The organism is Agrobacterium pusense, from assembly GCF_900102105.1.
Taxonomy (GTDB): domain Bacteria; phylum Pseudomonadota; class Alphaproteobacteria; order Rhizobiales; family Rhizobiaceae; genus Agrobacterium; species Agrobacterium pusense.
Window position 1 is genome coordinate 143,577 of record NZ_FNBB01000004.1, and the last position, 18,874, is coordinate 162,450.

The 18,874-nt window shown below is 60.0% G+C and carries 12 protein-coding genes; 4 read left to right on the forward strand and 8 right to left on the reverse strand.

What is annotated here, in order from left to right; translation table 11 throughout:
- Positions 1-73 precede the first annotated feature (73 nt).
- Positions 74-1,438: a sigma-54-dependent transcriptional regulator gene (locus BLU28_RS12535; RefSeq protein ID WP_022563673.1), complete on the reverse strand. Its 1,365-nt coding sequence runs from the start codon at positions 1,436-1,438 to the stop codon at positions 74-76.
- A 1-nt stretch (position 1,439) separates the two neighbouring features.
- Positions 1,440-3,281, reverse strand: coding sequence for a sensor histidine kinase (locus BLU28_RS12540; protein WP_092651314.1), 1,842 nt, complete (start codon positions 3,279-3,281; stop codon positions 1,440-1,442).
- Positions 3,282-3,517: 236 nt separating this feature from the next.
- On the opposite strand from BLU28_RS12540, the gene BLU28_RS12545 reads away from it, so the two are divergent.
- Complete coding sequence (locus tag BLU28_RS12545; RefSeq protein ID WP_004438672.1) at positions 3,518-4,864, forward strand: dicarboxylate/amino acid:cation symporter; 1,347 nt, start codon at positions 3,518-3,520, stop codon at positions 4,862-4,864.
- A gap of 183 nt (positions 4,865-5,047) precedes the next feature.
- Entirely contained in the window at positions 5,048-5,485 is a 438-nt protein-coding gene (locus BLU28_RS12550; RefSeq protein ID WP_004438669.1) for an EamA family transporter, read from the forward strand.
- 39 nt (positions 5,486-5,524) lie between these two features.
- Here the strand turns inward: BLU28_RS12550 and BLU28_RS12555 are convergent, their stop codons facing one another.
- The gene (locus BLU28_RS12555) at positions 5,525-6,877 is read right to left on the reverse strand and encodes an aspartate aminotransferase family protein (RefSeq protein ID WP_077986405.1); all 1,353 of its coding nucleotides are present in this window, start codon (positions 6,875-6,877) and stop codon (positions 5,525-5,527) included.
- Between the two features lie 36 nt (positions 6,878-6,913).
- Positions 6,914-7,648, reverse strand: coding sequence for an SDR family NAD(P)-dependent oxidoreductase (locus BLU28_RS12560; protein ID WP_022563670.1), 735 nt, complete (start codon positions 7,646-7,648; stop codon positions 6,914-6,916).
- A gap of 231 nt (positions 7,649-7,879) precedes the next feature.
- On the opposite strand from BLU28_RS12560, the gene BLU28_RS12565 reads away from it, so the two are divergent.
- Together BLU28_RS12565 and BLU28_RS12570 are read left to right on the forward strand one after the other, a co-directional pair.
- Positions 7,880-9,526: a GNAT family N-acetyltransferase gene (locus tag BLU28_RS12565; RefSeq protein WP_022563669.1), complete on the forward strand. Its 1,647-nt coding sequence runs from the start codon at positions 7,880-7,882 to the stop codon at positions 9,524-9,526.
- A 57-nt stretch (positions 9,527-9,583) separates the two neighbouring features.
- Positions 9,584-10,738, forward strand: coding sequence for an amidohydrolase (locus BLU28_RS12570; RefSeq protein ID WP_022563668.1), 1,155 nt, complete (start codon positions 9,584-9,586; stop codon positions 10,736-10,738).
- 28 nt (positions 10,739-10,766) lie between these two features.
- Here the strand turns inward: BLU28_RS12570 and BLU28_RS12575 are convergent, their stop codons facing one another.
- Genes BLU28_RS12575 through bcsA form a run of 4 tightly spaced genes read right to left on the reverse strand, consistent with a single transcriptional unit; the run spans position 10,767 to position 18,812 of the window.
- A complete protein-coding gene (locus BLU28_RS12575) occupies positions 10,767-13,094 on the reverse strand; it encodes a protein involved in cellulose synthesis (RefSeq protein ID WP_022563667.1) in 2,328 nt (775 codons plus the stop codon).
- Positions 13,085-14,140, reverse strand: coding sequence for a family 8 glycosyl hydrolase (locus tag BLU28_RS12580; protein WP_022563666.1), 1,056 nt, complete (start codon positions 14,138-14,140; stop codon positions 13,085-13,087). Before BLU28_RS12580 ends, BLU28_RS12575 begins: the two co-directional genes overlap by 10 nt.
- Complete coding sequence (locus BLU28_RS12585) at positions 14,137-16,626, reverse strand: cellulose biosynthesis cyclic di-GMP-binding regulatory protein BcsB (protein WP_048902925.1); 2,490 nt, start codon at positions 16,624-16,626, stop codon at positions 14,137-14,139. Before BLU28_RS12585 ends, BLU28_RS12580 begins: the two co-directional genes overlap by 4 nt.
- Positions 16,623-18,812 carry a UDP-forming cellulose synthase catalytic subunit gene (gene bcsA, locus BLU28_RS12590; protein WP_022563664.1) on the reverse strand — a complete coding sequence of 730 codons (2,190 nt, stop codon included), beginning with the start codon at positions 18,810-18,812 and terminating at the stop codon, positions 16,623-16,625. Before bcsA ends, BLU28_RS12585 begins: the two co-directional genes overlap by 4 nt.
- Between the last annotated feature and the right edge of the window lie 62 nt (positions 18,813-18,874).

Sequence of the window (18,874 nt, forward strand, 5' to 3'; positions counted from 1 at the left end):
GTCTGCGGCTTTTCAATGGGGGTCGGAGCAGGACAACGTCGCGCCGTCGCCATAAGTCGTCCTCTGCACAGTTTCAGGCCGCGCCGTTCTTCACATAGTCCGCCCGGTTGATACCGTGGCGTTGCAGTTTGTCGTAAAAGGTCTTGCGGGCGATACCGAGCGTGGCGATGGTTTCCGCGACGTCGCCATTGGATTGCTCCAGTGTCTCGCGGATGATGCGCGCCTCGATCTCGTCCATACGCTCCGGCAAGGTGCCGGAAGCCGGGATTTCCGACTGCAGAACAGATGTGGCCGCCAATTCCGTCTCAAGCCCCAGAACTACCCTCTCGGCAAAATGGCCGAGTTCCCGGACATTGCCGGGCCAATCATGATCGTTGAGACGACGGGAAACCCCGGCGCCGATCTGCGGCACCGGCATGTTGAAGCGGTTGGCTGCCTTGGTGACGAAGTGGGAAAACAAGAGTGGAATATCCGCCCTGCGTTCGCGAAGCGGCGGTATCGACAATGTGACGACATTCAGCCGGTAATAAAGGTCCTCACGAAACGCGCCACGTTCGGCCGGATCGCCAAGGTCAACCTTGGCCGCCGCAACCACGCGGATATCGACAGGTCGCTCCTCGTTTGAACCAAGCGGCGAGACCTCGCGCATTTCCAGCACACGCAGCATTTTCACCTGCACGGCAAGCGGCATGCTTTCGATCTCGTCCAGGAACAACGTGCCACCACTTGAATGTTCGATGCGGCCGACACGTTTTTTCTGTGCCCCGGTAAATGCTCCCGGCTCATGGCCGAAAAGCTCGCTCTCGATCACCGTTTCAGGTAGCGCACCACAATTCAGCGCAACGAAATTGCCCTTGGCGCGCTTCTTGCTCCAACGATGAAGGGCCGTTGCCACCACTTCCTTGCCGCTGCCCGTTTCGCCGGCCACCAGCACATCGACATCCGTATCGGCAATATGCCTGAGCGTCGTGCGCAAGCGCTCCATGGCGGGTGTTTGCCCGATCAGCGGCAGGTCGTCCTCCGCCTGCCCGGCTGCCCGGCGAAGCGCGCGATTTTCCAGCACGAGGCGGCGTTTTTCGAGGGCTCTGCGGGCGCTCTCCACCATCCGTTCGGCGGGAAACGGCTTGGCTATGAAGTCATAGGCGCCGTTGTGGAGCGCATCGACGGCCATGGGTACATCACCATGGCCGGTAATGAGGATGACAGGCAGATCCGCATCGATCTTGCGGACATGGTCGAAAAATTCCAGCCCGGTCATGCCGGGCATGCGCACATCAGTGATAACGACGCCGTCGAAATCTTCACTCAAAGCTGCAAGCGCCTGCTCGGCTCGGGAAAAGGAAGTGACCGGCAGCCCGTCTAGCTCCAGCGTCTGCACCATCGCCTTGCGCAGCTGCGAGTCGTCATCGACCAGAAATATAGTACCATCCGCCGTCATGTCATGCTCGCTTCAGATATACGGAAAAACACGTGCCTGCCTCGCCACTCTTCACCTCAATGCGCCCGCCATAGTCCGAAGCGATATCGTTTGAGATGACAAGGCCAAGGCCGAGACCGCCCTCCTTGGAGGTATTGAAGGGTGAAAAAAGCTGGGCACGGATGGCTTCCGGAATGCCCCCGCCATTGTCGCCAACCGAGATTACAACCGCGTCGCCTTCTTCGCGAACACGCACCTCCACCCGGGCCGTATCAATCGCTTCAGTCGCTTCCAGCGCGTTTTGCAGAAGATTGATGAGGATTTGCTCCAGCCGGATGCGGCTGCCGAGCACTTTCAGATCCTGATCGGGCAAGACAATATCGAGCGCGTCCATCTGACCGGAAAAACGGCTGCGCAGCAGCATCACCGCGCCTTCGATGACGGTTCGAACACTGACAGGTTCAGCGCCGGTTCGGCCCTTGCGCGCGAGTATCTTCAGATCGCTGGTAATCGTGCCGATACGCTCGGTAAGGGCGGCAATGTCCTCAAGATTTTCACTGGCTTCAGCCAGACGTTCACGCTTCAGCAGAATGCGCGCATTATCGGCAAAGGCGCGGATTGTCGCCACAGGCTGGTTTATCTCATGGGCCACGCCAGCCGCCACCTGCCCAAGAATGGAAAGGCGGTTGGCCTGCACCAGCTCATGCTGGACATTGCGCAACTCCCCGGTGGTCTTTTCGTGCAGGGCGATTTCCGCCTGAAGATGATCGCGCGTCTTCGTCAGATCTCGGGTTCTCTCCTGTACCTTAAGTTCAAGCTCGGCGCGGGCCCTTTGTTCTTCTTCCTTTTCTTTCAGAGCCTTGTGCCTGCGCCACAGCCACAGCGCCGAAAGCGCAATCAGCGGCATGAGCGTCGCCAGCGCCACCGCCCTGCCCTCGCGGATGGCGGCATTCAGAGCGGGTGCGACGGGCTGAAGATAATGCAGGGTCCAGGATGTCGTCGGCACCGGCATTTCCAGCCGAAGATAATCGCCGCGTTCGCGCCCCGGCTCATCAACGTGGATGAGCGGAACACCGTCGCCCAGTGATCGAGCCGTTCGGAAAGGCAGCGTCGCCAGCGCCTCATTGCCGAATTGCAGGCTTTCGGAAATGGTGTTTCGTCGCGCCTCGTCGATGGCCGCGACTGTCTTGAAGCGCCACTCCGGCACGCTCGTCATCAGCACGACACCGTTTCTGTCGACGACATAGACCGGCTTGCCTCCGATATTCCAGTCCGCTTCCAGCCGGTTGAACTCGACCTTGGCAATCACGACGCCAAGCGGCCGGCCATCAGCCGCATCGATCCGGCGGGAGATATAGAGACCTGGCCGGCGACTGACATTGCCGAGCGCATAATGTTCGGACATGCCAGTCTTCATCGCCGCCTGAAAATACTCACGGAAGGCATAGTTGGAACCGACAAAGCTGTCCGCCTGCCGCCAGTTGCTCGACGCGATGGTCAGGCCGGTCGGCCCGGTCACGTAAATGACAGAGGACTGGGTTCCTTCGATAAGCCCTTCAAGCTTTCGATTGAGCCGATCTAGAGCCGAAGCGCCGCCGCCATCGAGAGCGACGGCAAGATCGGGATCGCCGGAAAGAACCAGCGGAATGGCCCGCGGCCGCTCCAGTGCAACATTCAAAAGGGCGATCTTCAGTTCCGCATCGGTCGAGGCCTCGGAACCCGCCGCACGCAGGGCCTGATGGCGGGCAAATTCATCGGCGACAAGCAGCATGCCAAAACCGATAAGCAGCCAAAGCCCCGCGAGCGCCAGCCATTGCGCCCGTCGCTTCGCCTGGGAATGGAGTGAATTCTCTATCTGGTTCATGGGCCAATTGTGCGGATTTACACACAGACCGCAAGAGTTTTTGTCCGAAATTCCGCACAGTTAACTGTCGCGCCTTTTATCCCTCCAAAAAAGAACTTTTTGAATCAGTTGGTTACGGCAAATAATCAAGTCTGGCATGCGTATTGCACATGTCTCCTCAATCGGCGCGAAGCCGTCAACGACACGGCGATCCCGGGAGGCCAATCAAGGCAGGGTGAGGCCGAGGAGGAAAAAACATGATCGATACGACAGCCGTGGCCGCGGGCCACGCCAAATTGCCATTCTACAAGCATCTGTATTTTCAGGTTCTGGTGGCCATCATAGCCGGTATCGCACTCGGCCATTTCTATCCGGCCTTCGGTGAAGAACTGAAGCCGCTCGGCGATGGCTTCATCCGCCTCGTCAAGATGATCATCGCGCCCGTCATCTTCCTCACTGTCGCAACCGGCATTGCCGGCATGAACGACATGAAGAAGGTTGGCCGCGTGGCCGGCAAGGCCATGATCTACTTCCTCGTATTCTCCACCCTTGCGCTTATCGTAGGCCTCATCGTCGCCAACACCGTGCAGCCCGGCGCGGGCATGAACATCGATCCGGCAACGCTCGATGCCAAGGCCGTCGCGACCTACGCCGACAAGGCCCATGAGCAGACCATTACCGGCTTCCTGATGAACATCATCCCGACGACCATCGTCGGCGCATTCGCCAGCGGCGATATCCTGCAGGTGCTGTTCTTCTCGGTGCTCTTCGGTATCGCGCTCGGCGTCGTCGGCGAAAAGGGCAAGCCGGTCACCGATTTCATGCACGCCCTGATGTATCCGATTTTCAAGCTGGTCGCGATCCTGATGAAGGCTGCCCCGATCGGTGCTTTCGGCGCCATGGCCTTCACCATCGGCAAATACGGCATCTCGTCCGTCACCAATCTTGCGATGCTGATCGGCACCTTCTACGTCACGTCCTTCCTGTTCGTGTTCGTGGTCCTCGGCGCCGTCTGCCGCTATAACGGCTTCTCCATCGTCGCGCTGATCCGCTACATCAAGGAAGAACTGCTGCTGGTTCTCGGTACCTCGTCTTCCGAGGCCGCCCTGCCGGGCCTGATGAGCAAGATGGAAAAGGCCGGCTGCAAGCGCTCCGTCGTCGGTCTCGTCATTCCCACCGGTTACTCCTTCAATCTTGACGGCACCAACATCTACATGACGCTGGCAGCCCTCTTCATCGCGCAGGCGACCGGCATTCACCTCTCCTTCGGCGAACAGATTCTGCTGCTGCTCGTCGCCATGCTCTCCTCCAAGGGTGCCGCCGGCATTACCGGTGCAGGCTTCATCACGCTCGCGGCCACGCTCTCCGTCGTGCCTTCGGTTCCGGTCGCCGGCATGGCGCTGATCCTCGGCATCGACCGCTTCATGTCGGAATGCCGCGCGCTCACCAACTTCGTCGGCAATGCGGTCGCCACCATCGTCGTCGCCCGCTGGGAAGGCGAACTGGACCAGGACCAGCTTGCCCGCGTGCTCAGCGGCAAGGAAGAATTCACCGGCATCGCCGATGTGGATCAGCTTCCGGCCTCGGTGCAGCCGGCAGAGTAATACGACCTCCCAAGGTCCTGCCTGCCCGGCCTCGTCCGGACAGGCCTCGCATGAAGGCCGGCGCGTCATCTCGATGTGTCGGCCTTTGTCGTTCAAGCAGGTGTCGGAAAACAGTTTTTATCGGACGGGCGATGCTGTAGGCCAGATCAAACAAGAACCGTTGCGATGAATGGAGTGGCCCATATGAGAAACATTTTCCTGGCGTGGCAATTCTGGGCCCTGTTATCGGCGGCATTCGCGGCTCTGACTGCCATTTTCGCCAAGATCGGCATCGAAAACGTCAATTCCGATTTCGCCACTTTCATCCGAACCATCGTTATTCTCGCTGCCGCAGGCCTGATGGTTTATATCACCGGCAACTGGCAGCAGCCTTCCACCATCTCGGGGAAAACCTGGGCCTTTCTCGTGCTCTCCGGTCTGGCAACCGGCGCATCCTGGATATGCTATTTCCGGGCGCTGAAAATTGGCGACGCCGCCCGTGTCGCACCCATCGACAAGCTCAGTGTCGTCTTTGTCGCCGTCTTTGCAGTGCTGTTTTTGGGCGAAAGGCTTTCGTTGCCCAACTGGCTCGGCGTCGTGCTGATCGCCTGCGGTGCGGTACTCGTGGCCTACCGGGGATAGGTCGGCCGGATCAACCGGCCGGCACAATTGCCAAAATTTTCAGCCTCGGGCGGCCGCAACCTTGTCGAGACCGCGCTTCACACCAGCAAACAGCTCATCCAGTTGCTCCGCGGTAATAATCAGCGGCGGACAGAAACAGATGGATTCACCGATTGGCCGGGTTATGACACCCTCCTCCTCAATGGCGGCGGCGAGGGCAAACGTCGTGTCGCCCGGCTTCATGCCTTCCCATGGCTTCACCTCCAGCGCGCCGATGAGGCCGATACCGCGCGAGGAATGAATGAGCGGGTGATCCGTAAGTGCCTTCAGATGATCGAGGAACCGGCCTTCGAGCCGCGCGACATTGCCGACCAGATCGCGTTCCTGAATGATCTTCAGGTTTTCCAGCCCCACAGCCGTTGCGACCGGGTGGCCGGAGGCGGTGTAGCCATGGCCGAACGATCCGATCCGGTCGGACTCATCGGCGATAGGCTGGTAGAAATTGTCATTCATGATGATCGCCGAAAGCGGCATGTAGGACGACGAAATCTGCTTTGAGACCACAAGCACGTCCGGCTTGATACCGTAGGTCTCGCAGGCGAACATCTTGCCCGTGCGGCCAAAACCGCAGATGACCTCGTCGACCACAAGCAGGATGTCATATTTCTTCAGGATCGCCTGTACGCCTTCCCAATAGCCCTCCGGCGGCAAAAGAACGCCACCGGCGCCCATTACCGGCTCGCCCCAGAAGGCGGCGATGGTTTCGGGACCTTCGCGAAGGATCAGATCCTCCAACTCCTCGAGGATACGCGCGGTGAAATCCGCCTCACTTTCGCCCTCCTTCCCGAAATGCACATAGGAGGGGCAGGCCGTATGCAGCATGCGGTCCAGCGGCAGATCGAAACTCTCATGGTTGCGCGGCAAGCCGGTGATCGAGGCCGACGCAATGGTCACGCCATGATAACCCTTGATGCGGCCGATGATCTTCTTCTTGTCCTTCTTGCCCAGCGCATTCGAACGATACCAAACCATCTTGGCGACCAGATCGTTGGCTTCCGAGCCGGAGGAGGTGAAATGAACTTTCGACATCGGCACCGGCGAAAGCTCGATCAGCAGTTCGGCGAGATCGACGGACGGGCTATGCGTCTTGTAGGAGAAGGTGTGGTAATAGGGCAGCTTCTGCATCTGCTTTGTCGCGGCTTCCACCAGCCGCTGCTCACCAAAACCGAGCGCCACCGACCACAGTCCCGCCATCGCCTCGATATATCGCTTGCCACTGCTGTCGGTGACATAGATGCCCTCGCCGCTTTCAATCACCAGACCACCGGTCTTTTCGAATTTGCGCAGATTTACATTGGGATGCATCTGATAGGCGATATCGCGTGCCTCGACGGAATTTGGCAGGATGGTCATCGATAATGGCTCCGTTTCGGTTGATTGGCTGAGGCGTCAGACGTGCTGTCCGCCATTGATGTGGATTTCCGCGCCGTTGATGTAGCTGGACTGTTCCGAGCAGAGAAAAAGGATTGTCTGCGCCACCTCCGCCGTGGTGCCGAGCCGCCCGAGCGGAACCTGGGCATCCACCAGCTCGGCCGTACCCGGAGACAGAATGGCAGTATTGATTTCCCCCGGCGCAATCGCGTTGGCTCGAACGCCCCGCGGACCAAATTCATGCGCCAGTTCGCGCGTCAGTGCGGCGAGTGCCGCCTTCGACGTGGCATAAGCAACACCGGCGAAGGGGTGAACCCGCGAACCGACGATGGAGGTGACATTGACGATCGAGCCTTTCGCCGCCTCCAGCTCCGGCAGGAGCGCGCGGGCGAGCAGCGCTGTTGAGACGAGATTGACATTGAGCACCCGCGTCCAGATATCCGCCGTCGTATCCATCACACCAAGGCGGCTTCCGCCTTCGCCCTTCGGCGAAATTCCGGCATTGTTGACAAGCGCCGCAAGCTTTCCTTCCGGCAGGCGTGAACGCACCTCTTCTGCCAGATCTTCTACCCGCGACAGGTCTTCCAGATCGGCCTGGATATGGCTCTCGCGTGCGGAGGGCCAACGGCATTCCTCGGAAAAGGGCTGCCGCGAAACGGTCAGGATCCTCCAGCCCTTTTCCTGAAACAGCTTGACGGTGGCATGCCCAATTCCCCGGCTGGCACCGGTCAGAAGCATGTAAGGAACAGCCATAGAGAACTCCTGTGCCATGCGGATCGTTGAGCCGGCCTCGCATTCAACACGCATGTTAGAGCGCTTCGGCCGGGTGACAAGGGCTTTTTTGTCGCGGTGGCCGAAGCAAGGCCGCTCGCGGGCTAATCCCATTTGATGCGGGGGTTTCACCCGAAGGGAATATTTGAAGCGGATCATTTGCCCATAAAATGAAACCTCCCGAATGTGTGATCTGTATTGGGAGGGGGACACATGCGCATCGACATCATTGACACCGACGCCGGCTTCGAGGCGGTTCGGGAAAACTGGGAATCGGTGTTCATGGCCGATCCCCATGCCCGGCATTTTCTCTCCTGGGGCTGGCTGCGCGATTACATGCCGCGCCGCGGGCGCTGGTTCGTTCTGGCTCTGAGGGAACGTTCGGAAGGCTCGCCCTATGTGGCGTTTTTTCCGTTGCGCATCGTCACCGAACCGGACAAGAAAACCGGCCGCTTTCACGACAGCATCGTCATGGCCGGCAATGCTGCCGCGGATTATACTGGTTTCATCACCCTGCCGGACTATGAAGATCACGCCGTCGCCGGTTTCTGCGCCTATATAAGACAACAGAACTGGACCGAGCTGAAACTCGATTATCTTTCAGGCCCGCCGGAACGGCGCGATGCCATGATCAGGGCGCTTCAGGGCCCGCTCGTCATGTTCCGAGACAATATGCCGACCAACCCCTACAACATCAACAATTGCATCTGCCCGGTCGTGACCCTGCCGGACACGTTTGACGGGTATCTTGAAAGCCACATGAGCAGCCAGACCCGCCAAAAGCTCAGGCGTTTCATGAGAAAGGTCGAGGGCGGGGACGAATATCGCATCAGCTTCGCAACGAAAGATACCATCAAGCGGGACATGGACATTCTCTTCGATTTCTGGCGCATCCGCTGGGCGCCGCATAAGGGCAAGGAACGCACCGAGCTCCTGATCGGCGCGACCCGCCAGATGCTGATGGATGTCTTTATTCGCGGTGATCTAGAGGTACCTGTGCTGTGGTTCGGCGACCAGCCGCTTGGCGCACTCGCCAACATCATCGATCGCCGGAAAAAATCTGTAATGTTCTACATCACCGGCCGCGACGAGAACTGGAAAACGCCTTCCCCCGGCCTCGTGCTGCATGGGCATTGCATCCGAAGGGCAATCGAGCAGGGTTTCAAGACCTACGACTTCCTGCGTGGCAACGAGCCCTATAAATATTTCTTCGGGCCGGAGGAGCAGAAGCTGAGCTGCACGCTGTTTCGCACCCGCTCGGGTGATAATCTCGGCGGCACGCTTCACCCGCGCAGCATCCGATTTGTCTACGAACAGGGACTCAAATTTTACAAGGCGGGCAGGAAGGCTGCCGCAAGCATCGCCTTCAGCCAGGTGCTTGCCGCAGCGCCCGGTCATTCCGGCGCCCAATTCGGGCTGGCCAACCTGTCTCTTGATCGGGGCGAGTTCCGGGAGGCGGAAATCGCCTTCCTGGCGCTTCTCGCCAGCGGCCAGGACCCGGTTCTGCTTTGGCTCCGCATCGGTGAGGCACGGCTGGCGCAACAGCATTATCACGAGGCATCCGAGGCCTTCCGCCAGGTCACCAATCGCGCGCCGTTCCACCGCGAAGCGCTCTACAAATGCGCCGTTGCTCTCATCGCCGCCGAAAGAAAGATGGAAGGTGCCGAAATCCTTGAAAGATTGCAGCATTATCATTCGGACGAGGCCCAACATCTCGAATATGCGGAGAAGGCGCGGGCCGCGCTTGCGCGGCTGGAACTGACGAAAACAAAGATCCCACTCCCTGCCGATGTCATCCCGCTCACCGTCAAACCGAAAACGGCGGGCAAGCGCTGGCACCCGCCAAAGGTTTTGCATTGAAGACAATGATCTGTAAGTTGCGGCAGCAAAACGCCGACCGACCTGCAGGGAATTTTGATGTTTCTGACAAATAAGGACATGCTCGATCTCATTGAGCTTCGCCACGATTTGCATCGCCATCCGGAAATTTCCGGAGAGGAGAAAGAAACCGCCCGCCGCGTCCATGCCTTTCTTGAGCAGGCACCACCTGACCGGCTTCTTGCCGGCCTCGGCGGCCATGGCGTGGCGGCTGTCTATGACAGCGGCAGAAGCGGCCCCTCGGTTCTGATCCGCTCGGAAATCGACGCGCTGCCTATCCACGAAAAGGGTGAAGTTGAATATCGTTCGAGCGTCGATGGAAAAGGCCATCTGTGCGGTCACGACGGCCACTCCACCATTCTGACGGCACTGGCGCTTGGCCTTGCCCGCCAGCGGCCGGAGACAGGACGGGTCATTCTTCTTTTTCAGCCGGCGGAGGAAACCGGTGCGGGCGCAGCCGCCGTTATTGCCGATCCCCGCTTTACGGAGATAAAACCGGACTATTCATTTTCACTTCACAACCTCCCCGGCCTGCCCTTCGGCCATGTCAGCGTGGTGGAAGGGCCGGTCAATTGCGCATCGCGCGGCATCAAAATCACATTAGCGGGCAAGACGGCACATGCCTCCTCACCGGAACACGGCATTTCCCCCATGCGGGCGATTGCCAGGCTGATGCCGTCCCTGAGCGATCTCGGTTCCGGTTTTCCGCCGGCACCGGATTTTTCGATGGTGACGATCACCCACGCGATCATGGGGGAAGCGGCCTTCGGCATTTCCCCGGCTGACGCGGAAATCTGGGCGACACTCAGAACGCTGACCGACGACCGGATGGAAAACCTGTGCAACGCCGCGGAGACGCTCGCAAAAAGGGTGGCAGACGAAGAGAGGCTGGCGCTCGATATCACCTATGACGATATTTTCCTGCATTGCGAAAACGCCCCGGACGCCGTCGATCATATCCGGCAGGCGCTGGACGACGAGAAAATCTCCCACGGTTCCCAAGGTCTGCCCATGCGCGCTTCCGAGGATTTCGGCCGTTTCCGTGGCGTCTCGTCGTCGGCGATGTTCTTTCTCGGCGCGGGCCGGGACTATCCCAATCTGCACAACCCCGATTACGACTTTCCGGACGCACTGATCGGTATCGGTGCGCGCATCTTCATGCGCCTCATTCGTAATCTCACTGGCGGGAAATAAGCCGTGGCCGGCTGCACGCCGGCCGCTGTCAACCGCCTTGCGGACCGTTGCTCGGCCGGGCGGCGCGCACTGCCGCGAGCCCCCTGATGCCATCGCGATTACCGATGGAGGCGAGGCTTTCGAATATCTGGGCGGCTTCCCCATAACGGCGCATGGCGAGATAGGAGTAACCGCGCAGCACCATTAGATCAGCACGCTCGTCAGCCAGCCGAGCCCGCTGGTCGAGGAGCAGAAGCGTTTCGGCATAACGTTTCGACTGGAAGGCGGAAACCGCGCGATCGGCGAGGATCGAAACCTGCAGCTCCGTGGCTCGCGGACGATCCATGCGCGATTTCGTCGCCGAGACCGCAGCATGATCCGTCAGCCCCATGCGCAGATAGGCGAGGCTCTGACCATAGGCCGCATCGCTTTTGACACTCGACTGGCCGCCGGCAATGGCGGCTTCAAAAGCTTTCAGCGCCTCGGCCGGTCTATTCGTCTCCATCAGGCACCAGCCGAGATCGAGTGCCTGCTGCGGCGGCAATCGCTGCGGATCAGGATAGGCGGCACAAGTGCGTGGACGCGAAGCCGTGTTGTTTGCTCTCTGCGCTGGCGAAGACAGTCTCGCCTGCTTGCGTGACGGTTCAGGCGCCTGGACGACGGGTTGAACATAGGTCACCGTCCCTCCCTGCGCCGTCTGAGGCACGGGCGCTGTCTGCTGCGGGGCGGTGGCGAGAGGCGGCGCGGTTACCGCCACGGCCGGCTGGCCGGACTGATCCACCATGCGTGCAGTACCCACATCGGCAATACGCTGCGAGCGACCCGCCCATTGCTGCTGAATGCCCCGCAGGCCAGCGAGGTTGCGCAGGTCGTGATAGCTCAGTGCCACGCCATAGGCAGACGGCTCATCATCCGCATTCCAGCCAAGCGCAGTGCTGAACCATTGCAAGGCGAGCTGGCTCTGACGGAACGCAAGCGAATACCAGCCGAACTGTTGTGCCGTCGCCGCGTCCTTGCGCGCAACGGTTTCCGCTGCAATGCGCTGCAATACATCCGGCGGCAGCACCACGGGCGGCTCCAGCGCGAGAAGATTGGCGGTTGCGGCAAGATAGGTTGCGAGCGCCTCGTCGGATGTCGCGCGCCATTTGTACATGACGTCCTCGGCTTCACGCGGCTCGTTGCGGTCGATCAGCGCCAGCGCCAGCCCTTGCGAGGCCGATGCGCTGTCCTCTTCCTCGCGCGCCTTGCGGAACCACTTTTCGGCCTCCGCCATATTTTTCTGGCGAATATTATACCAGCCGAGCAGCAGCGCGTCGCTTGCGAGCTTTTCCGTTTCGGCAAGCCGTTCAAGCCGCATCAGATAGGCAGAAGGGACGGTGATCCCCTCTTTCTCTCCTGCCTTCGCCACGAACTGGCGCGCGAGATCGTTCTTGACCGGCTCGAATTCCAGCTGTCCATCGGCGCCGGGCTTTTCCTTGGCCAGAAGCTCACCCATCATTTCCGCCGGCAGCAGCGCGGATGCCTTTTGCACGGTGGCGAGCCTATCACTTGCGACAGTGCAATTGTTGAGAATGTAGAGATAGGCGTCGCGCGCCCGTGCCATCCTGTCCGTATTGGCAAAGGCATCGGCAACCCGCCACAGAACGTCGACCTCGCTGCAGGTCAGCAGACCGGAATTATTGGCGGCCGTATCCACCACCGTCGCATATTGCTTGAGGTCAGATGCGTTGACGAGGCGCTGACGCGCCTCGGCCAGAGACAGCATGCCGGTCAGGTTGTCCGGCGGCTGCCAGCCAGGCTCTGTCTGCTGGCGGTCGGCAATCGCCTTCCTGACCTCGGCATAACGGCCATCGGTATAAAGCTGCCACATGGCATCGAGCTTTGCATCGCCATTTTCCGGGACAGCAAGCGGATCAGCCGGTGGCGTCCAGTTTGGATAAAGCGTGCGAAGTCGCGCGATTTCGGCCTGAAGGCGTTGCGTATCGCCTCTCGCGGCGAAATAGCGCAATGCGCTGAGATCGACTTCCGGCATATCACCCGACGCCGGCTCCGCCACGCGCGCGGCAGGCGCCTGCGCCGTCTGTGTTTGCATTGTCTGGGCGCCGGTCTGTGGCAACGGTCGCGGCTCCGTTGCCGGCACCGTTACCGGCGGGGTCGAGGACTGCGCTAACTGCGCCATCTCGCGATTCTTGACAAAAGCGTTGATTTGAGCCGGATTTGCCGCAGGAGATATCCGCTGCGCGGCGCGATTGTCCCCCACCGCGGAGGTGTGGACGTCCGACACGCGACCGAGAATGCTGTCACGCCAGTGGAAGGCGGCAAGCGCGACTAGAAGCAGGATGAGGGCCGAAGTCGATAGAGGCTTGTTCATCGGCATTCCCCGTTATTCCTTGCCAGAAACGACAATGCCAGAAGATGCAATGTGGAAGGATAATAAAGTGTTGGCTGAAAGCTCTTCAGTTCTTCCGGAACGGCGGCCCCGCCTGCGACACAGGCCGCAAGTGCCGGAATGATGCGATAGCCTGGATCCGACAGCACATCCTTGACCGCTCCGCTCTTCAGATCGAAAGTGCCAGCCGCACCGCTTTCCAGCGTCATGCCGTTCTTCAGCCGGTTGAGCAGCTCGGGCGAGCCCATATTCGCCCGAGAGAGATAAAGCGGAATGCGCACCGCATTGTAACCGAACTCCAGCGGGAAACCCGATGCCGGCTGGGCTCGCGTCCGCACCGATACCCAGTCGGCCGGTAGTTTCCTCTCGCCAAAGGCAAAGGCACCAATCTGCGTCACCCCGTCATCGGCTACCGCTTTCCAGAGCGGCGACGGCGCGACGAGATTGAGAACCGGGAAGGCCTCGAATATCAGATACGACGGATTGACCACCGGACCGTCATCCCGGTCCCCCTCGCCAAAACCGGTTGCAGCCGGCAGGAGCAACGTACGCCCTGCGCGCTGAACCACGGTTTTTTTGAGGATGGCGGATGCCATGGCCGTGGATGCCTCGGCGTAATCCTGCCGATTCCATTGCCCGGCAGCCAGCGCCAGCGCATAGGCGATCAGGATATCGCCATCCGTAGCGTTGTTGATATCGGTCACATGCGGACGTGTGCGCGGATCCCATTTCCAGGCGGACAGTCCGTCATCCCGCACCAGCAGTTCGGTGCGTGTGAAACTCCAGATCAGCTCGAAGTCGGCGAGGCTGTCGGACAATACCGCAAGCCACATGCCATAACCCTGACCCTCGCTGTGGCTGATATTGCCGTTGCCAGTATCGATAATGCGGCCACCGGGATCGAGAAACGCACTCTTATAGGCCGACCATGCCTCCGGCGGGATCGACGCGGTGCGGCCCGCTGAAACGGCTGTCAGCAACGTCATGATGGAAAGGACGACAACACCGGCCAGTTTCGAAATTCCGCTCTTCATCGATGTCGCCCCATCATGCGCAGCATGGCAAACGTTGCGAGACCGAGGAGCGACACGAAACCAATGAAGGCCAATGAATAGGAGAGAACGTTAGAAGACAGCCAGTTTGCCGCAATCAGCCTGAAGTTCGAGAAGGAAAATGGCCGCGTGCTATAAAGATATGGCCGTTCCACTTCGACGGTCTCGATTTTTTCAGCACCTGCGTCGTAAGCGGCGACACGCCCCGTGACGCCACCCCACCGGTTTTCACGCGTCATCGCCGCCATGCCCTCCAAAAGCTCTCCCGAACTTGGCGCGGTTGCAAGCGTCCAAACCCCTTCACCTGAAGGGCTCAGTCCCTGGGCCAGCATGAAAGAGACATTGGCAGGCGGCGCATAGGGCTGCTCGGCTGCAGGCAGGAAGCGCAATGTATCCGAACTCAGGTCGAAGTTGCGCTTCATCCATTCCTCAAAGGACGAAACCTGTCCTTCCCAGATGCCGCCGTCGACCCGTTCACGCCAGTCATTAAAGAGGTTTTCACTGTTTTGCGCAGGCTGCTGAACACCGGCTCCCACTTTCCAGGAGATCTGGCTGGAGGGAACGAGGTTGAACTGGCTGATCAAAGCCTGCGGAAATTGTGAGATCGTACCAACGAACAACGCGTCCCGGTCGCCGATTACCAATGGCGACGCGACGGTCTCAATGTCGATCGGATGCCCCGCCACGCTCGCCAGCCGGCTGATGAGCGTGGCCGCCGCCGACATCGTGTCCGTGTCAAAACGATCAAGAGACAGGGCGACGGGAGTAGTTCCAGTGCGGTAGGGCTGCCCGGCGCCAGCCATAGCAGCGAGATCGGGTTTGCGACCAATCTGCGCATAGTCCGGAATATGAATTTCCGATGTGTCGAACAATGCAAAACGGGGCGTTGCGCTCGCTGGCGCACCCGGTGCGCAGGCCTGATCCTGCGCCGTCATCAACACCGCTTCGATAGTCACCTTGTTCGGACCGGGCTTGAAGTGCCGCATTGTCACGTTGATCGGCAGATGTCTGAAAATACCCCCGCCATTATTGGAGATCGGCACGGTGGAGGCGATCTGGTCATTGACATAGATGTCGACATGGCTGCCGGGCAACACCTGCGAAGAGTAGGCTGCGTCCAGGAGAAGCGACGCTTCGCCATAGGCCGACGCATAAAAATCGGCGGGCATGCCGATGTAAAATTCATTGCGGAAACGCCGGCCGCTGAACTCGCTGCTTTCAATACCGAGTTCCGAAAGCGCGATCCGACGGTCCGACATGATCAGTGGCACATCGGGTGCGTGCCAGCTGCGCGTCGAAAAAGTGGCTCGCTGAGCGCCCGGTGTTCGCGAGATCGAGGAAAACAGTGTCTCTATCGCCGCTTGCACCGCCTGGGGGGTCGGACCGGTGACGAGAAGCGGCGACGCTCCGCCCGCGACGGCGCTGCCGAAGCCTGCGAAAGCGCCCGCTGATGCTTCAGGTGGCAAAGTTCCGGCCATGCCGGCGATTTCCCGAGCCGTGCCGACGAGGACCGAAAGCGTTCCCGCTTTCCTTTCGACGGGAGGGGCCGTCACAAAACGGACCGTCTGGTTCGGCATCTGGGTTCTGAGCGCCAGCGCCTGCGAAAGACGCAGGAGAGAATCCGCAAATGCCGGATTGCCGAGCGCCGGTGCCACGATTTCGATCGACGTCGTCGCCTTGCCATCAGGTCCGGTCGCCTGGATGTCGTCGATGTTGGCGAAACTGCCTGCAACATCGGCGTTAAAGCCTATGAAGGTATTTGCAGGATCGACATCGGTCCATAGATCATAAGTGGACTGGATCGTGCAATCTGTTCTGTGGCGCTGCTGCACCCCGAGCGACACGACATTCGCGCCGACCTGAAGGACACCGGGCGGAATTTTGAGGGAAATATTCCCCTGGCTGTCCGGCGCCTCGATACGCGCTGCCCCAAGCCCGACATTGTTCACGCTGACCTGAAAGTTCGAGCTTTCCGGGGCAACAACGATCGCGTTCTGATAACCGACATTCAGCGATACGGCTGCATTCACCTGCTCTGGCGTCAGATAGATACTCCATTGCCGCCGGTCCATCTCGCCCGAAAGGCTGAGCTTTTCATAGGGAAGGATATAGCGGCGGCGGCCATCGGCTGAAGAAGACGAGGCGCGCATGGAACCGGGTGAGATGCTTTCCCGGCGCGCGGGCACGGTCACCGGGGGAACCGGCGGCGGTTGGGCCGTCACGTCGGGGGAAGACGCAGGCTGAGACGTGAGGGGTGGCGGAACAGGTGGCTGCGCTGGCGTCCGGACCTCCGGCTCACGACGCGGTTCCACCGGAGAAATGGCGGGCGGCTCCGCGGGCTTTGGCGCGGTCTGAGCCGGCCTTTCCGGCGACATGTCGAAGGGGGATGACTGCGCAATGGCGCTCGTCGCGACTGCACCCCAGATCATCACTGTCAGCGACTGCCTGATAGGTCCGCGGCCGGTCATTTTACGGCTCCAGCAGGTTTGACGGCCTTGGAACCCGGCCGCAGCGCGCGCGCCAGATAAAAGAGACCACGCTGCGTCTGGAAGAGCGATATTGCCAGGAAGGTCGCCGTACCGCGAATGAGACCGGGGTTCCTGCGTCGCACACGCTGAAACTCGCTCCATTGCTCAGAATTGGCAAAAATCAGGTCGGCGATAAGGCGGTGATCGACGGCCCGCTGCGGGGAGAAGGTGCAGCCGATCGAAATGAACCCCTCGCCTCGCACCGTCCGCACAATATTGAGAGGCATCGTTTCCGGCACGCCCTCGCTGTGGGGTTTGACTCTGACGATCGCAGTCTCGCCTTTTTGGACCGTGGTTGCGTTATCGAATAGATTGATGAGCAGACCGTGGACGGAAACATTGTCGATGGAGGCCGGCACCCAGGTGTCGCTGCCCTCAAGCTTGACCTCGCAGCGCCGCTTCACGGTGATGCGCCGCGAGGCGGACTTGTCGCCGCGTTCAGAAACCACCCCCAGCGCGCAACCGGCGAAGATGAGGTTCAGCAGGTTCCAGCCGCCGACCACGAGCGTGACATCCGCCTTGTAGGGCTCGCTGTAGATACGCCAGACGGCAAAGATCATCGCCACCACCAGCAATCCGAAAATCACGAAGAACGGCCGGCTGATTTCCGAGAGTCGCGCCTCAGCGATGGATTCATCCTTCGCCGTGACCTTGAAGGTTGGCTTGCCCGGATTGAAGATCACCGAAACGACGGCGGGCAGGAGGTGAACCGTCTGCACATATTCGTAGAGTTCCGATATCCACGGCCAGCGGAAACTGCCGTAGAGATAGTTCTGCATCATGAGGTTCACGAGCATGTAGGCCGCCGTATAGGCTAGAAACTCGCCGCCCGAGGCCACAAATATCTGCAGGTCGAAGAAAAGATAGAACAGCGGCGCAAATAGGAAGATCGTGCGCGGAAACGGAAATAGCCAGAACAGCGTCGAGGACATGTAGCAGAGGCGCTGTGTGAATGTGAGGCCACGCTTGAACAGGGGCTGACGGAAAATCAGGATCTGCATCATGCCCTGTGCCCAGCGGCTGCGCTGACCGATGAAGCTTGCGAAAGTGGCCGGCTGCAACCCGGCAATCAGGGGCTTGTCCACATAGATGCTGTTCCAGCCGCGGGAATGCAGTGCGAGGGCCGTTTCACAATCTTCCGTGATGCTGACACCGCTGAAACCTTCGGTATCCTGCAGGGCCTCGCGCCGCAGCACGGCGGCGGAACCGCAGAAGAAGGCGCCGTTCCACTTGTCGAGACCGCGCTGGATGATGCCGTAAAACATCTCATTTTCGCTCGGCATCGTCTCGAAGGTTCGCAGATTGCGCTCGATCGGATCGGGATTGACGAAGAAATGCGGCGTCTGCACCAGGAACAGCCGCGGGTCTTCTTCGAAATAACCAACGGTTTCCAGCAGGAAGTCGCGCGCGGGCGCGTGGTCGGCGTCGAAGACCGTGACGAGTTCGCCGGTCGAATGGGCAAGGCCGTTATTGAGATTTCCGGCCTTGGCGTGGACATTGCGCTCGCGCGTCAGATAACGCACGTCGAGGTCTTCGCAGAGCTTCTTGAGCTCTTCATGGCGGCGCTGCGCGGCCTGCGCTTCGACAATATTGGCGGCATTGCGCTTCTGAACCGAGCCGCCATCGTCCAGCAGCCAGACCGTGAAGCGGTCCGCCGGATAATCCATGTTTTTGGCCGCCGCCAGCGTATTGGCCAGAAGCTCCGCATCCTCGTTGTAACTGGGCACGAAGACATCCACTGTCGGACGGTATGTGGGCGAGCCGGGCCTGGTCTTGCGCGACGGCAGCGGCATGGACACGATGACAAGGCTGAGCGCCAGCATCACCACGCTATACATTTCCGCCAGATAGAGCAGAAAACCGGGAATGAAGTTCTCAAGCTGATTGACCGGCGGCAACGTGCTTGTCGTGCGCCAGTAGACGTAACGAAGCACGATGGCCGTACCGAAACCGAGGGCCACCAGCCGCCAGACCCCCTGCCCGTTGAAGCCCTTGATCGTTGCGAGGAGAATAAGCGAGATTGCTGTTGCGACCAGGTGGGTCTGCAAGCTGACCGGCATCGTGATGATGGCCAGAACGCAAAGCGACACAAGCAACCAGACAATGATTGTGATGGCCTTGTTCATCCAGAAACTTTCCGTTCTTGTCCCCATCCGGAATTTCGGCCCGGCATCTCCGCTCTCGTCCC

Bases quoted from the DNA above. Each gene is read 5' to 3' on its own strand.
- BLU28_RS12585 (WP_048902925.1), bottom strand. From the start codon at position 16,626: ATGACCGGCCGCGGACCTATCAGGCAGTCGCTGACAGTGATGATCTGG.
- BLU28_RS12555 (WP_077986405.1), bottom strand. From the start codon at position 6,877: ATGACCATCCTGCCAAATTCCGTCGAGGCACGCGATATCGCCTATCAG.
- BLU28_RS12570 (WP_022563668.1), top strand. From the start codon at position 9,584: ATGTTTCTGACAAATAAGGACATGCTCGATCTCATTGAGCTTCGCCAC.
- bcsA (WP_022563664.1), bottom strand. From the start codon at position 18,812: ATGAACAAGGCCATCACAATCATTGTCTGGTTGCTTGTGTCGCTTTGC.
- BLU28_RS12580 (WP_022563666.1), bottom strand. From the start codon at position 14,140: ATGAAGAGCGGAATTTCGAAACTGGCCGGTGTTGTCGTCCTTTCCATC.
- BLU28_RS12560 (WP_022563670.1), bottom strand. From the start codon at position 7,648: ATGGCTGTTCCTTACATGCTTCTGACCGGTGCCAGCCGGGGAATTGGG.
- BLU28_RS12545 (WP_004438672.1), top strand. From the start codon at position 3,518: ATGATCGATACGACAGCCGTGGCCGCGGGCCACGCCAAATTGCCATTC.
- BLU28_RS12535 (WP_022563673.1), bottom strand. From the start codon at position 1,438: ATGACGGCGGATGGTACTATATTTCTGGTCGATGACGACTCGCAGCTG.
- BLU28_RS12565 (WP_022563669.1), top strand. From the start codon at position 7,880: ATGCGCATCGACATCATTGACACCGACGCCGGCTTCGAGGCGGTTCGG.
- BLU28_RS12550 (WP_004438669.1), top strand. From the start codon at position 5,048: ATGAGAAACATTTTCCTGGCGTGGCAATTCTGGGCCCTGTTATCGGCG.
- BLU28_RS12540 (WP_092651314.1), bottom strand. From the start codon at position 3,281: ATGAACCAGATAGAGAATTCACTCCATTCCCAGGCGAAGCGACGGGCG.
- BLU28_RS12575 (WP_022563667.1), bottom strand. From the start codon at position 13,094: ATGCCGATGAACAAGCCTCTATCGACTTCGGCCCTCATCCTGCTTCTA.